At 70.2% G+C, this 13,998-nt stretch carries 16 protein-coding genes and 1 pseudogene; 9 read left to right on the top strand and 8 right to left on the bottom strand.

The genetic code is table 11. The features are described from left to right. Positions 1 to 90: 90 nt before the first annotated feature. From BG418_RS07775 to BG418_RS07765, 3 genes and pseudogenes are all read right to left on the bottom strand, one after another. Positions 91 to 518 (bottom strand): annotated as a pseudogene (locus tag BG418_RS07775) (IS5 family transposase); the annotation flags it as partial. A 53-nt stretch (positions 519 to 571) separates the two neighbouring features. Next, complete coding sequence (locus BG418_RS07770; RefSeq protein ID WP_188272994.1) at positions 572 to 1,750, bottom strand: cytochrome P450; 1,179 nt, start codon at positions 1,748 to 1,750, stop codon at positions 572 to 574. A 111-nt stretch (positions 1,751 to 1,861) separates the two neighbouring features. Beyond that, the gene (locus BG418_RS07765) at positions 1,862 to 2,215 is read right to left on the bottom strand and encodes a helix-turn-helix transcriptional regulator (protein WP_317453553.1); all 354 of its coding nucleotides are present in this window, start codon (positions 2,213 to 2,215) and stop codon (positions 1,862 to 1,864) included. Positions 2,216 to 2,759: 544 nt separating this feature from the next. Here BG418_RS07765 and BG418_RS07760 point away from each other — a divergent pair. Next, a complete protein-coding gene (locus BG418_RS07760) occupies positions 2,760 to 3,413 on the top strand; it encodes a lipoprotein (RefSeq protein WP_317453552.1) in 654 nt (217 codons plus the stop codon). Positions 3,414 to 3,861: 448 nt separating this feature from the next. Further along, complete coding sequence (locus BG418_RS07755; RefSeq protein ID WP_188272993.1) at positions 3,862 to 4,287, top strand: hypothetical protein; 426 nt, start codon at positions 3,862 to 3,864, stop codon at positions 4,285 to 4,287. Between the two features lie 162 nt (positions 4,288 to 4,449). Here the strand turns inward: BG418_RS07755 and BG418_RS07750 are convergent, their stop codons facing one another. Next, positions 4,450 to 5,043 carry an NAD(P)H-dependent oxidoreductase gene (locus BG418_RS07750; RefSeq protein ID WP_188272992.1) on the bottom strand — a complete coding sequence of 198 codons (594 nt, stop codon included), beginning with the start codon at positions 5,041 to 5,043 and terminating at the stop codon, positions 4,450 to 4,452. A 116-nt stretch (positions 5,044 to 5,159) separates the two neighbouring features. On the opposite strand from BG418_RS07750, the gene BG418_RS07745 reads away from it, so the two are divergent. From BG418_RS07745 to BG418_RS07715, 7 genes are all read left to right on the top strand, one after another. After that, positions 5,160 to 5,786 (top strand): class I SAM-dependent methyltransferase, encoded by a 627-nt coding sequence (locus BG418_RS07745; RefSeq protein WP_317453551.1) that lies wholly within the window; start codon positions 5,160 to 5,162, stop codon positions 5,784 to 5,786. Continuing rightward, complete coding sequence (locus BG418_RS07740; RefSeq protein ID WP_188272991.1) at positions 5,783 to 6,301, top strand: hypothetical protein; 519 nt, start codon at positions 5,783 to 5,785, stop codon at positions 6,299 to 6,301. Before BG418_RS07745 ends, BG418_RS07740 begins: the two co-directional genes overlap by 4 nt. A gap of 79 nt (positions 6,302 to 6,380) precedes the next feature. Continuing rightward, on the top strand, positions 6,381 to 7,217 hold the full coding sequence (locus tag BG418_RS07735; protein ID WP_188272990.1) for an alpha/beta fold hydrolase: 837 nt from the start codon (positions 6,381 to 6,383) through the stop codon (positions 7,215 to 7,217). Positions 7,218 to 7,496: 279 nt separating this feature from the next. Next, entirely contained in the window at positions 7,497 to 8,192 is a 696-nt protein-coding gene (locus tag BG418_RS07730) for a response regulator transcription factor (protein ID WP_188272989.1), read from the top strand. Then, positions 8,189 to 9,652: an ATP-binding protein gene (locus tag BG418_RS07725; RefSeq protein WP_188272988.1), complete on the top strand. Its 1,464-nt coding sequence runs from the start codon at positions 8,189 to 8,191 to the stop codon at positions 9,650 to 9,652. The genes BG418_RS07730 and BG418_RS07725 overlap by 4 nt, the downstream gene beginning before the upstream one ends. 44 nt (positions 9,653 to 9,696) lie before the next feature. Continuing rightward, complete coding sequence (locus BG418_RS07720; RefSeq protein WP_188272987.1) at positions 9,697 to 10,119, top strand: hypothetical protein; 423 nt, start codon at positions 9,697 to 9,699, stop codon at positions 10,117 to 10,119. Further along, complete coding sequence (locus BG418_RS07715; protein WP_188272986.1) at positions 10,119 to 10,307, top strand: hypothetical protein; 189 nt, start codon at positions 10,119 to 10,121, stop codon at positions 10,305 to 10,307. Before BG418_RS07720 ends, BG418_RS07715 begins: the two co-directional genes overlap by 1 nt. A 127-nt stretch (positions 10,308 to 10,434) precedes the next feature. Here the strand turns inward: BG418_RS07715 and BG418_RS07710 are convergent, their stop codons facing one another. From BG418_RS07710 to BG418_RS07695, 4 genes are all read right to left on the bottom strand, one after another. After that, positions 10,435 to 10,626: a hypothetical protein gene (locus tag BG418_RS07710; RefSeq protein WP_188272985.1), complete on the bottom strand. Its 192-nt coding sequence runs from the start codon at positions 10,624 to 10,626 to the stop codon at positions 10,435 to 10,437. A gap of 143 nt (positions 10,627 to 10,769) precedes the next feature. Then, the gene (locus tag BG418_RS07705; protein ID WP_188272984.1) at positions 10,770 to 10,985 is read right to left on the bottom strand and encodes a TetR-like C-terminal domain-containing protein; all 216 of its coding nucleotides are present in this window, start codon (positions 10,983 to 10,985) and stop codon (positions 10,770 to 10,772) included. An 88-nt stretch (positions 10,986 to 11,073) separates the two neighbouring features. Continuing rightward, positions 11,074 to 11,706: a hypothetical protein gene (locus tag BG418_RS07700; protein WP_188272983.1), complete on the bottom strand. Its 633-nt coding sequence runs from the start codon at positions 11,704 to 11,706 to the stop codon at positions 11,074 to 11,076. A gap of 26 nt (positions 11,707 to 11,732) precedes the next feature. Next, positions 11,733 to 13,998, bottom strand: a 2,266-nt coding sequence (locus tag BG418_RS07695; protein WP_262928556.1) for a polymorphic toxin-type HINT domain-containing protein, incomplete at its 5' end; no start/stop codon positions are given.

Here is a 13,998-nt window from a genome sequence, read left to right as displayed (position 1 = left end):
CGGTGCCCCGGACCTGTCACGGACGCACCACAGGCGGATCGCGGCGATGGTGATGGTGCCATGGAAGACGTAGGCGCGCTTGTCGTACCTGGTGGCCACGGCCCGGGAGCGTCCGAGTCCCCCATCGGGGCGGTGGTTGCGGGGCGTGGTTCTTTTCCCGGCACCCGCGGGCGTCTCCTGCGGGCTCCGGCGGCGTGTTGGTGGGCCCGGCAGGTGGTGGAGTCCACCGACACCATCGACCAGTCGATACGGCCTTCCGCGTCGGCGTCGGCCAGGACGGCCGCGAAGATCTTGTCCCACGTGCCGTCTGCCGACCAGCGTCTGTGCTGCTCGTATGCGGTCTTCCACTTTCCGAACCGCGCGGGCAGATCGCGTCATGGCACCCCCGTGCGCTGCCGGTACGGGACCCCGTTGATGGTCCTGCGACGGCTCGCCCAACGGCCGCCCCGCTTGCCGGACTTCGGCAGATGCGGCTTCAGCCGGGCCCATTCCCCGTTCGTGAGATCTCCACGCCCCATGGACATGCCAGCGAGGCAAACTTCGGGTGGTCACATGATCCACCGGACGGAACCTAGGCCAGCACGGGAAGCGAGGCCAGCCCGCGGACGAGACGGGTGCGCCGCCACTCCAGTCGGCCGGGCGGCAGGGCGAGGCGGATTCCTGGGAATCTGGTCAGCACCGCACGCAGGGCGATCTCGACCTCGGCCATGGCCAAGGGGGCGCCGACACAGCGGTGGATGCCGTGACCGAACGCGAGATGAGCAGCCGCGTCCCGGTCCAGGTCGAGGGCGTCCGGCTCCCGGAATCGGGCCGGGTCCCGGTTGGCCGCCCCCAACGCGACCAGGACCGGCGCACCTGCCGGGATCTCGGTGCCGCCGAGCGTGATGGCCTGCGTGGCGAACCGGAAGGTGGCCATGCTCACCGCTGAGTCGAAGCGGAGCAGTTCGTCCAGCGCGGCAGAGACCTCGTCCGGATTCTCCCGGAGGCGATCCAGCATGTCCGGGTGCCGAAGCAGCGCCAAGAGGGCGTTGCCGAGGGCGTTGGTGGTGGTCTCGTGTCCGGCCACGAGCAGCAGCACGGCCAGGGAGACCAGTTCCTCCTCGCTCAGACGGTCCTCTGTGTCCCGAGCCGAGATGAGCCGGTCCAGGAGCGAGCTGCCGGGGCCCAGGCGCTTGGCAGCGATGAGGTCTTCCAGGTAACCGGCCAGCGCGTGTGAGGCCGCGTCGATGACGCAGGGCTCTCCCGCCGCGAACAGCTCCGCGGACCAGCGCTGGACGGCGGACCGGTCGGCCTGCGGCACTCCGAGCAGCTCGCAGATGACGATGACCGGCAGCGGCACCGCCAGGCGGGCCACGAAGTCGAACGGTTCGCCCGCGGGCCACTGGTCCAGCAGCCCGTCGGTGGCCCGGGCGATGAAGGGACGCAGTTTCCTGACGGCCCCCGTCGTGAACTCCTTGGTCACCAGCTGCCGCAGCCGGGTGTGCCGGGGCGGGTCAACGGCCAGCATGGTGTGGGCCACCGCCGGATGCAGGCGGCGTCGCGACTCCCTGCCCGCGAAGAAGGCGCTCGTGTCCTTCGACAGACGGGAGTCACTGAGGGCCTCCCGGGCCTCCGCGTAGCCGGTGACCAGGTAGTTGGCACGCCCTCCGGAACCTGCGGGCACGGACTGCACCGGCCACGCGGACCGCGTGGCCGTATACGTCGCGTAGGGGTCCCGGAGGACACGGGGATCTTGAGCCGACTCGGTCATGGCCTCAGACTCCGACGGGCCATTGCGGGTTTCCACGAGCCCCCGCACCTGCGCCGCTTCGTCGGCCGCCCGCCGCACGCTTCCTTGACCCGCCCTTCGTGCTGAACCGTCTCAGCCCCGACACCCCCTGCGCACGACGCGATCTGCCTCCTCACAAAATAGCCGGTCAGCGCACACTTCCCCGGGCATCCGTGCAGAGGAACTCGCAGCGTCTCGCCCGCAACTACCGGTCTTGTGGAAGACCGCGCGCAGGTGCTGGTTGACCGTGTGCACGGACAGCCCGAGGAGCCGGGCGATCTGTTTCGGTGCGGCACCGCTTTGCAGGTACGCGATGATCTGCCGTTCACGGGCGGTGATCTCGTACCAGTCGCAGAACGCGGGGAGCAGCAGCGCGCCAGTGGCGCGCTGGATCACGATGGCGATGTCGCCGTTGCCGCCAAGAGGCTGGCCTCGAACACGGCCCACAGACCGTGCCCATCAAGGGCGTGCACACCCTGGGACAGCGCGTGCGCGGGTTGCGGGCATGTTCGCGCACCTCGAACGACAGAGCGGCGTGCCACCGCCGGCCCGGGCCGGCGGGCCTGGCGCTTCAGCTGGGCGAAGGCCGCGCCCCGGCTGCCGGCCCTCATCAAGTCACGGCCCACGTCCGGCTCATATCCGGCCCATACCCGTGCCAGAACCCCAGGGCGCCGGCATCCACTCCAAGAGACGGGTTCATCACCATCAACCGCAGCGCAGCATGCCCCACCTCCGACGCAACCACCCGCGAGAGCGCCACCGGGCTGCGGCGCGGAACGACAGAGAAGCACCGGGCAGGTGGACGTTGGCAGCCGGGGCCCCGGTTGGCCACCCGTTCCCCTCGCACCAGCCCCAAGAGGCAGGCCGGCCGACGTACGTGGGCGCACGCGAGGCGCCAGACGAGGATCGCCGATTCCTCCGTCACCGGGTCGGCTAATCTCCATGAGTGGCCGAGCAGCCGTCTCGAACAATATGGGCAGAAGGACGTGTAGTGCGGAATTCGGTACGGGGTGTGGCCGCCGCCGCGATGGCGGCGGCGGTGCTGACGGGGTGCGGCGGCACGAAGGATTCCGCGGACAAGCCGACGGCGACCCCCGCAACGGCGTCCTCTCAAGCGTCCGACAGGGCAACCAGCGCTCCGGCGGCCGCGGGTGACGCCGTGGTCGGGTCCGCCGGATCGGTGTGTCCGCTGCCCGTGACCTTCACCATCGCCGCCAAGTGGAAGGCCAAAGCGGTCAAGCTCGACGGCACGGCACTGGACGCCCTCGCCAAGCAGGGCCCGTTCACCATGGCCTGCGAGATCGACGCCAAGCCCGCCGGGCACATCGGCTTCCTGCGCGCGTGGACCAGCGATGCCAAGGGCAGCACCCCGCGCGCGGCCCTGGAGGCGTTCGTCACTGCCGACAAGAACGCGAGCAAGGCGACGTACAGGGAGGTCACGGCACGCTCGCTGCCTGCGGCCGAAGTCGTCTACGAGACGTACAGCAAGCTCCTCGATGAGTCGAAGCAGGAGCACGCCCTGGCCGTGGCCACCCCGAGCGGTCCGGTGATCCTGCACCTGGGCGGGATGGACACCGAAGAGCACAAGGAAATGCTGCCTGCCTACGAACTGGCCAAGAAGAGCCTGCGGAGCAACCCACGGTAAGAACGCCCCACGCGGCGAGCCCCATTCAGGAGGGCTTCCTCCGTCTCGCCACCTGCCTCGGCAACTACCGCCACTCCCAACGGCTTTGTCAGCACGTCTGAGTGGATGCCAAGTCCGTTTCTGGTAGCGGCTGCTTCCAGGCCGTGATCATCGGCTCGATCGACGCCCACTGCTCGTCCGACAAGTCGCTGAGTACGGCTCTCTCTTCACACCCCGCAGATCAACACGAACGAGGAAGATCGGAATCAGCACCGCCTGAGACCTCGCGGCCATGCCTCGAAAGCAGCAGATTTCAACCCCCAGATCTTGGGATATCCGCAGCTTCACCGCCAGGCCACCATCGGAGATGTCCTCACCGGGTGCCGGGCCACCAGGCCGAACAGCAGCGGTGGCGGGCCGCTGGATCCGCTCAGCGGAACGACCAAACAGCCATCGAGGGGAAATACTCATGCGCACCAAGCTCGCAGCAGCCGGCCTCACCCTCCTCCTGGGCGTCGGCGGTCTGGCCCTGGCCCCGGCCGCCGGCGCCACCACCATGGCCTCGGCACCCCGGACGGCCGTCGCCACCGCGCCCGGGTTCGACGCCGGCGGCACATGGCAGCTCGTCCAGAGCAACGACGCCACACCGACGCTCAACGTCACTCAGGACGGCAGCGGCAGACTCTTCGGGACCGCCTCCTACTCCAACGTCGTCGGCACCATCGAAACCGGTTCGGTCGACGGATCCAGCATCTCGTTCACGATCGGCTGGTCGAACGGAGCGAGGGGCCGCTACACCGGCTCCCTGGGTGTTGACCGGCGGTTGTCCGGCACGACGTTCGACCTCAACAACCCGGGGAGCCAGGCGACCTGGTTCACTCCGAGGACCTTCTAACGCCGAACGGCCGGATGGCTGGTCACCCACGATGACCAGCCATCCGGCGGGGCCGTTCACTCCCGTCGCATCTGGTGTGGCGGACGGTGTCGGGAAGAACGTCCCCGGGTACCGCCGACTGCACCAGCACGCAAGCGTTCCTGCCCACACTGCATGGCGGTGTCAGACCATCAGCGCGGCGGCTTGCTGACGTGCCTGGCGCAGCCATGATGCGCGCATCGCGTCGGTCGAGTCGGTCACCGTACGGAAGACGATTCGCCGGACGTCGGCGACACCTACGTACGGCAGGACACATGCCGCCCAGATCCTTTGCAGCGGGTCACCGAACTCGCTCTCTTCGCGGTCGGCAGGGGTGTCGGAGGTGTTCAGGACGAGCGCCCGGCCGGCCTTCAGCAGCCCTGCGGGCTCCCCGTCCGCGGTGCCCAGCTTGTACGCGACACCGGGCGCGAGCACGCGCTGCACCCAGCCCGTGAGGACGGCGGGCGGCATGCCCCACCAGTTCGGATGGACCAACACCATGGCATCGAGGGTGGCCACCTCGGACCGGTGCAACTCCACCTGCGGGTCACGGGAGGAGATGGCCGACCGGACCGTCTCCGTCTCGTCCGCGCTCAGCACCGGGGCGAATCCCTCGGCGCAGAGGTCGTGCGCGAGTACGTGACACCCCCGGTCGCGCAGTTCTTCCACGACGGCGGTGAACACGGCGTGGTTGAAGCTGCCCGGACGCGGGTGCGCGAGGTAGACCCCGATGCGCATGGTTCCTCCGTGATCGATGACTGGTCCTCCCCGACTATGCCCGGCCTGGTACTGCACACCGCATCCGGGGTCTGTGGCCTCGGCGTTGATAGTGGGGGCCGCAGTCGCTGCCCCTTGTGCGGCTTCTCGGGCACGGAGGCCGCGGCGGAGGCCGTAGGTTTCGCTGGCTGGCGGCCACCCATGCGCTGGGCCCGGACGTTGATCTCGTCGGAGTCGACCTCGACGCCGCACTGGTAGCCGAAGCCGGCCACCTCGCCCGCGCCGAGGGACTCGACTGCCGCTTCGTCCACGGCAACGCGTTCGACCTGCCAGAGGCGGCAACCGTCTACATCTCCACCGGCGTGCTGCACCACTTCCGCGGTCCCGCCCTGGCCGAGTTCTTCCGGTCCCAGGCCGCCTCCCCCGCGTATGCCTTCTGCCACTTCGACATCGCCGCAACCCGCCTCGCACCCCTCGGGGCGTGGATCTTCCACCGCGCCCGGATGCGCCACCCGCTCGGCCGCCACGACGGCGTCGCCTCCGCACGGCGCGCCCACAGCGACGAAGCACTGCTTCGCGCCGCCCGCGTCCCCGGTATCACACCACTGCTGTACGAGCCTCGCGGCGCGGCGAACCCGTTCTGCACCACACTGCGCCCGATCATCGGCGTGCGCCCGCACCTGGAGGATCCGTTTCGCCGGTTTCTCGGGCGTGCCGCGCGCCGACTGGTCGGTCCCGACCACCTCTTCGAGTGCACCCGATGACTCCCGCCATACCGCTCGCACTGCTCGGCCTGGTCGACGCGGCATTCAGCGGCTTCCGTGCCTACGCCGGCCGCGACGCCCGCATCCGCAAACGCCGCACGAACGCCCGAGCCGCCATGCGCGGGCTGGCCGTAGGCGCAGTCCTGCTGCTCGCTCCGGTGCTGACCGCACTCCTGCTGCTTCTCACGGCGCCGGACCGAACCCGGACGTACGGCTCCCTGACGGTCGGCGGGATCGGCTACCTGCTCCCGCTTGCGGTCTATGCCGTCGCCGTCCTGCTGTCACTCGCGGCCTACTTCCTCCTGCCGTTCCGTGCCGGCACGCTCGCGATGGTCATCGGCCTCGGTCTGCTGACACTCCTACGTCCTGCGGCCATTGCCGCCGCCTGTCTCGGCGCGCTCCTCAACGGCGGCGGTTGGCCCACCCTGCTGGTCGGCATGGTCGCAGGCGCCGCAGTGCTGGGTGTCGAACCCGTGGTACACCACCGCTGGTATCGCCACAAGCTCAAGCCATAGACCTCCCGACGCTACGACGGGCGTCGCCCTCGGGGAATATCGTGAAGCGAGACAACCGTGCGGGGTGGAGGGGCTGAGGATGCACGAGACGTTCTTCGCGGCGTACGACAAGCTGCTGGCCCAGTGGGGCCCGGGGATCGAACGCCGTGACATCCCCACTCCCTACGGCACCACCCGCCTCAACTGCCTCGGTTCTCCCGACGCGCCGCCCTTGCTCCTGCTGCCCGGTGGTGGGGAGACCTCGGTCTCCTGGTTCGCCAACGCTCCCGCCTGGGCGCGCACCCACCGCGTCCTGGCCGCCGACCTCATCGGGGACGCCGGCCACAGCACCCCCGCCCCAGAGCGCCCCATCAGCACCGTCGCCGACCTCCATCACTGGCTCGACACCCTGCTCGACGGCCTCGGCATCCACCAGACCACCCTGGCCGGACACTCCTACGGCGCCTGGATCGCACTCCACTACGCCCTCGACTCCCCCCGGGTACACCGCCTGGTCCTCACCGACCCCACCGGCTGCTTCGCCGGGTACCGGCCCACCTACCTGCTGCGCGCGCTGCCGATGCTGATACGGCCCACCCCAGCCCGCACCCGCTCCTTCCTGCACTGGCAGAGCGGCGGCGCACCACTGGACCCGGCCTGGCTACGGTTACAGAAAACAGCGGCCGCCCTACCCAAAGCCCGCCCGGTCACCAGGCCCCGCCCAGCCGCGGCCGCCCTGCGCACGCTCCGCACACCAGTACTGCTACTGCTCGCCGAACACAGCCGACCCCACGATGCCCGCCGGGTCGCAGCCACCGCCAGAAGGCTGCTGCCCCACGCCGAGATCGCGGTCCTGCCCGGCAGCAGCCACCACGGACTCCAGCACCAGGCGGCCGACGAACTCACCACACGAGTGAGCACATTCATCGCGACGTGAGCGATCCACTTCACGCACATCCCCAACACCACCGCCAGAGCGGCCGCGCCGGGCGAAACCCCGACCGAACGTCGAGGGCTCGCCCGCCACGAAGCGGGCTGACGTGATGCCGCCGCGTCCTCGCCGAGCATGGGGGTGAACCGGCCCTTGCCGATCCATAGGCGGGTCCGACGGCGACCCGTGGCCGCTCCTTCCGCCCGGGCGCACACAGCAAGGCGTCGTACCCTGACCCCGCCGCCGCGGCCCGACGTGCGGCGGCGTGGAGTGAGGGTGAGGCGGATGAGCGGTCCGAACCGTCCCGGGGACGTCCTGGTCGTCGACGACGACGCCGCGGTGCGCCGCTCCCTGGAGCGTGGGCTGAGGCTCAGCGGCTTCCGGGTGCGCACCGCCGACGGCGGCCGGGCCGCACTCGACGCGGTGGGCCAGGCACCGCCCGATGTGCTGGTGCTCGACGTCTCCATGCCGGACATGAGCGGCATCGAGGTGTGCACGGCCCTGCGCGGCGCCGGGCACGATCTGCCGGTACTGATGCTGTCGGCGCTCGACGAGACCACCGACCGCATCGCCGGGCTCCAGGCGGGCGGCGACGACTACCTGGTCAAACCGTTCGCCCTCCAAGAGCTGGTGCTGCGGCTGCACGCACTGCTGCGCCGCCGCCCACCCGCCGAGCACGACGTCGTACGGTCCTGCGGTCTCGTCATCGACCCGGCTGCCCGTACCGCACACCGCGACGGACGCCTGCTCGACCTCACCCGGCGCGAGTACGAACTGCTCGAAGTCCTCGCCCGCAACACCGGTCTCGTCCTCACCCGCGACCAGTTGCTCGAACGGGTCTGGGGATACGACGTCGACGTACGCACCGACGCCGTGGACACCTTCGTCAGCTATCTGCGCCGCAAGCTGGAGGCGGACGGCGCTCCCCGGCTCGTCCACACCGTGCGCGGAGTGGGCTTCGTCCTGCGGGAGCAGCCGTGAAACTGTCCACCCGGATCGCCCTCGCGGTGGGCGTGGCCGTGCCGATACTGGTCCTGGCCTGCGGCTGGCTGCTGCTCACGCTCGTCGCCCGCGATCTGCACCGCGAGGAGGACAGCCATCTGCGGACCCGGGCCACGGCGATCGCCCACGACGCCCGCACACTGCTGCGGGCCGCGGCCAACGACCAGCCCACCGCCGAGGAGAACCGGCAGCGCCGGCTCTTCACTTCCGCGCTCGATGTGGGTGTACGCCTCAGCGGACCCGACGGAACCTTCAGCGGCGGCCCGCAGCCCGACGCATCCGTCCCGCTGCCGCACGCAGTCAAGGTCCCGGTGACCGTGCGGGGCGCGGGCCGCACCTGGCGGGCGTACGCGCTGCCGGTCAAGGGGTCGCAGGTGTCCGGCACCCTGTGGGTGTTCTCGCCGGACACCGCGAGCCGCACCCAACTCGGGCTCGTACGAAGGCGGACGGCGACCACCGCCGTGCTCGCCGCCCCGCTCTCGGCGCTGCTCGCCTGGGCCGTCGCCAACGGTGCGACCCGCCCGCTGCGCCGGTTGCGCCGACGCGCGGAGGGCCTCGATCCCCGTACCAGCACCGTACGGCTCGAACACCGGCCGACCGGGGTCACCGAGGTCGACGACCTGGCGGCCACCCTCCAGACCGTCCTCGCCCGCTACGACGAGCAGGCAGCCCGCACCGCGCAGGCCCTGGACACCGCCCGCTCCTTCTCCGCGGCCGCCTCGCACGAGCTGCGCAACCCGCTGATGAGCATGGGCACCAACCTCGACGTCCTGGCCCTTCCCGGGCTGCCGGAGGCGGAGCGCGACGCGGTCGTCGACGAGCTGCGGGCCGAGCACGCGCGCCTGCTCGGCATGCTGGTCGCGCTGCGGGAGTTGGGGCGCGGCGATCTGGTGGAGCCCGACGCGTTCCGGGTGGTCGACGTGGCGGAGTCGGCGGACGCGGCGGTGGCCGAGGCCCGGCGGCGGGTGCCGGACGCCCGGATCACCCTGGACGCGGAGCCCGCGCCGGCGCACTGCTGGGAGCCCGGCATCCGGATCCTGCTCGACAACCTCGTCGGCAACGCGCTCGTGCACGGCAGGGACGCGCGGGGCCGGGCCGAGATCGCCGTCGCCGTCCGCGGGGAGGACGGGCAGGTGCTGATCACCGTGGACGACCGGGGCCCGGGCATCCCGCCGCACGCCCGCCAGGAGGTGTTCCGGCGCTTCCACCGGGGCCCCGGCAGCACCGGCTCCGGACTCGGCCTCACCCTGGTCGCCCAGCAGGCGGCGCTGCACGGCGGCACCGTCGAGCTCCGCGAGGGGCCCGGCGCGACGGGCACCCGCTGCACGGTACGCCTGCCCGCATCCGTCCCGTCGCGGGACGGCGCGCTCCCCCTCCAGCGGGACTGGCTGACGCTCACGGCGGCCCGGTCACAGAGTTTCCACAAAGAGCCTTCGTAGCCTCCGGTCGTTCGATCCGATCCTTGGACCAGGAGGCAGCACCCATGGACACACCCTTCTCGGCCCGCCGCCGGGTGGCCGCGGCGGCACTGGCCGCTACGGCCGTACTCACCGTCGCCGCGCCCAGCGCCTTCGCCGACTCCACCCCCTCCAAGACACCGCGCACCACGGCCAAGGCACCCACGACCGACGGCGCCAAGAGCGTCTGCAAGCGGGCACCCAAGGTCGCGGCGCGCCTCGACCGCTCCCTCGACCGGCTCAACGGCGGTGTGAACACCGTGGGTTCGGTGGCCCGGCTGCAGCAGCGGGTGGACAACGCGAAGAAGGAGGGCCACCCAGCGATCGAGACCTACCTCAATGACAAACTCACCTACCGCAAGGGGCTGGTGACGACGCTTCAACAGCGGCAGAAGGACCTCAAGGACGTGACCGCCTGGTGCGAGGCCAACAACAACGGGACGAAGTGATGCGTGCCCGCACCCTCCTGCACACCGTGGCGGCAGCCGCCCTGACCGCCGCGCTCGCCACCGGCTGCTCACACTCCCCCGCCAAGTCGGACTCACCCTCGGGCACGGAGCAGCAGATGGCGCAGAAGGTCGGCGCGGCGGAGTCGGCAGCCGCGGCCGCCGACTCGGACGCCAAGGCAGACAAGTAGGGCCGCGAAGAATCGCGAACAGCCCCTGCGACAGGCACGACACGTCCTGACGTCTGCTCCATGGACGGACAGTGGGCAGTGATCGTCGGCGCGGGTCTGGGCGCCGGCGGCGCGGTCGTCGGCGCCCTCACGACCTGGTCGGGCTGCCCGCGCCTCCGCCCGCGGGCAGCCCGACGTCGCGCATTTGCGGCTCGTCTCGCAGCAGCAGGCCGAGACCATCGCCCGCGTACGCGGCGCGTACGCCGACCTGATCCTGTGCGCGGACAACGCGGCGCCAGATGCGGATCGTGCGCCGGTACGTGCGGTCGCCTCGGGGCACCGACGACGACCTCGCGGCGAAGCGGGCGCCGCTTCGCGGTGGCCGGTCGCCGGGGTGTTCCTTCGGGCCAGGAGGCAGGGCGTAATGCCCCTGCTATGTCCTGACGATGCGCAGTGCACTGGACGGTGTCACTGCTGTGAAGGTCACCCCTCCAGGCCCAGCGTCCGGGTCAAGTCCCAGATCTCATCCTCGAAAACCCGCCCGGGATCGTCGGTCTCCGGCGCCAGATGCCCATAGACCTCCAGGCTGACCAGGCCGTGCAGGCGCCCCCAGACGCGTAGAGGTGCTCGGCGGCGGCCGCGATCGAGCCGGGCGGAAAGTGCCTCCCTCGCGCGGCCGTAGACCCTGGAGAGGTCCATCGGCCCAGCGAGGAAGGCACTTCTGCGCCCCTGTCCAGCTCTCAGGCGCACCCTGGCCGAACCGGCCGGTCCAGAGCGCTGGAGTGACTTATTCCTCCCGGAGGTACTCGATCGTCGAGAGCATGAACTCTCCGTATCCGAAGGAATGGTTCAGTTCCTCGAACACGGCCCAGGAGGAGGCGGGTACCGGACTGTTGTACGTCGAGTAGGCGTGGAGCAGGAACCGGAACGCGAGTGCGGCACTCACCAGCGTCGCGCAGCGCTCCACCGCACCGGTCACCGTGGGGGCCGACAAGGGCTCCAGCGCCGACTCGGACCGCGGTGTCAGACGTCCCGCGAGAGCGACGACCGCCGCGCGCTCGGCGTCGGAGCTCGCTACCGCAGAAGGCTCGCCTCCCGGCTCCGGGAAGTGCGGCCGCAATTCGCTTTCGATCTCGGTCAGCCATGCGCGGCCCCGCGCGGGTTCCTCCCCGGCAACCGGGTAGAACGGATAGAACATCGCGGCGGCTCTCCACAACGCATGGATGTCATCGTCCGAGAGTGGCGATGCGAGGAGTAGCCGCGTGTCCTCGTCCAGGAGGCGCAGCCGTTCGCGGCCGGTCTCGTCGTCCCCGACGAGCGCGGCCCATCGGCGTACCAAATCCCGAGGGGTATCGCCTTCGTGCCGCCAGTCCATGTGGAATTTCCCACCCAGCGCGGTCAGTCCGAAATCAAAGTCCACTGCACGTCCTTCTCTCGTTGCCCGCTCTACGGTAGTGGGTACGAGGTGAAGATGTAGTACCCACCCGGAACCTTCTTGCCGTCCGGACTCCTGCCCTTTTCGATCTTCTTGATCACGACTTTCACCCTGTTACTGGCGGCACCCGTACTGCCGTCCCTTCTGATGTAAGTTCCCAGCGACCCTCCGCTGTACATCTGCACGGGAAGTTCTGCGGTTTCGTTGTGCTGCAGCTTGCGGAGGTTGTTCCTGAGCCACGTCTGGTTCAACTTCACCGCCTCGTCCACAGCCGCTTGCGCCGTTTCTGCATCCGTCCACTTCGTGACGATGCCGTCCTTCTTGAGTTTCTCTTCGATCCTCGCCTGGGTCGGATTGATGTGATCGCTGTAGGTGTGTGCCTGATCGCGGAAACGACGCTCCGCGGCTGCCAGGTCAGTGCAGTTGTGGACGAGGGCATCGGTCGCTCCCACACCCACGTAGTAGGTGTGGAACTCCCCGACCGTGAGGTCATGGGTGCGCTGGCGCTCGTGGTAGTTGACGACGCCTGTCACGGCGAGCGTCGAGCCCGCGGGGGTGCGCAGCTGGTTTCCCACCCGCACGTCGCCCGCGTCCACCCACTGCTTGCGGTCCGTCAGCCAGAAGGGATGGTTGGAGGTCGCCGTGATGGTGGCGGGACCCTGGGCCGTGGTGACGACGAGGCGGGTGAAGTCCTTGTCGTCCTCGGTGGTGAAGTAGTTCGTCACCGGCCGCACATCGGTGCGGCCGCTCTCCGGATCGGTCGCGACCACCCGGTCCCCGATGCGGACGTCCTTGATGGACCGGTGCGTACCGTCGGCGAGCAGAACCGGGGTAGTGGGCGGGAAGCTGTGCTTCCTGCGGCAGTCGAACTGCTTGTAGATCTTGTCGAGAAGCTCGTCGCTCTTCTTGAGCAGCTTCTTCGCCGCCGCCGATTCCTTGAGAAGGCCCCCGATGTTGGCGAGGCGCTTGATGGCCTTGGCGATCTCCGGGAACTTCTCGATGGCTCGGAACGCCTTGCCCCACGGAAGGTTGTTGACCAGCGCCCAGAAGCAGGCTTCGACGTTTCCTTCGCTGTAGCACTTCTTGATGTTGTCGACGTCGAAGTACTGCTTGAGAACCTCACCGCCGATTTCGATCAGGAAGTCTTCGAAGTTCTTGCCCGCGAGTTCCTGGGCCCTTTCGAGGTCCTTCTTCGAGATGCCGGCCTCTTCGAGGTCGGCCAGGTCCTCGTCGGACAGGTCGCCGGTGTCGGTCTTCGGGGCGTTGGCGGCCTCCTCAAGGGCCTTGCGCTCCCTTTCCTCCTGCTCCGCCTCCGCCTTCTTCGCGACCTCCTCGGCTTCCTTGGCGTAGTTGAGGGCGTTGTCGGCCGCTTCCTTCGCCGACTTCGCGTGGCTCTCGGCGGACTCCGCCAGTTTTCCTGCGGCGTCGGCGTCCTCCTTCGCCTGGTTCGCGGCGCCCTGCGCGGTGGCGGCTTCCTTCTCGGCGAGGTCGGCGGCACCGGCGGCTGCGCTGGCGTGCTGTTCGGCCTCTGCGGCGGCACCACGGGCGCGGGCGGCTTCGGCCTCGGCCTGGTTGGCGGCCTGGCGAGCCGCGGTAGCGTCGGCGTACGCCTGGTTGGCAGCTGCCCGGGCGTCCTTCGCGTCCTTCTGCGCCTGGGCGTCGGCCTGGTTGGCGCTGGCGGCCGCGGCTCGGGCCTTGGCTCCGTCCTCGGCGGCTTCGGCCGCGGACTTCATCGCCGCCGCGGTCGAGCGTGCGGCGTTCGCGGACGAACGGGCGGCGTCGGCAGCGGCCTTGAAGGCCGGGGCGACCTGGGCGTTGGCCCGCTTCGCGGCCTCGTCCGCGGCGTCGGCGGCCTTGACGGCCTCCGCGGCCTTGGCCTCGGCCGAGGCGACCTGCTCCTGGCCCATCTCCTGGGCGGCGGCGGCCACCGCCGCGGCGAAGTCCGCGTCGATGTCCTTGCCGGAGAACGGCGCGGTCAGCTCGATCGCGGTGTTGGCCGGGTCGGCGATACCGGCCGCGGTGGTGCGGGCGGCGTTGGACGCCTGAACGGCGATACCGGCCTGCAGGCGGGCCATCGCGGCTTCACGGACCGCACCCTCGGCCTCGTCCTTGGTGCGGTTCGCCGCCTGGAGGGCGTTGTTGGCCTCGACGGCGGCCAGTCCGGCCAGCCGTGCGGCCTCGTGCGCGGCGACGCCGGCCCGCGCCTCTTGAGCGGTGGCCTCGGCGGCCTGGGTGTTGGCGCGCAGCGCGGCCGCGTGGGTGGCGGCGGCTTCGGCC

The sequence above is a fragment of the Streptomyces sp. CBMA152 genome, from assembly GCF_014596475.1.
Classification (GTDB): domain Bacteria; phylum Actinomycetota; class Actinomycetes; order Streptomycetales; family Streptomycetaceae; genus Streptomyces.
The sequence above is the reverse complement of the archived record's forward strand: the minus strand, read 5'-3'. Positions and strand labels throughout refer to the sequence as shown.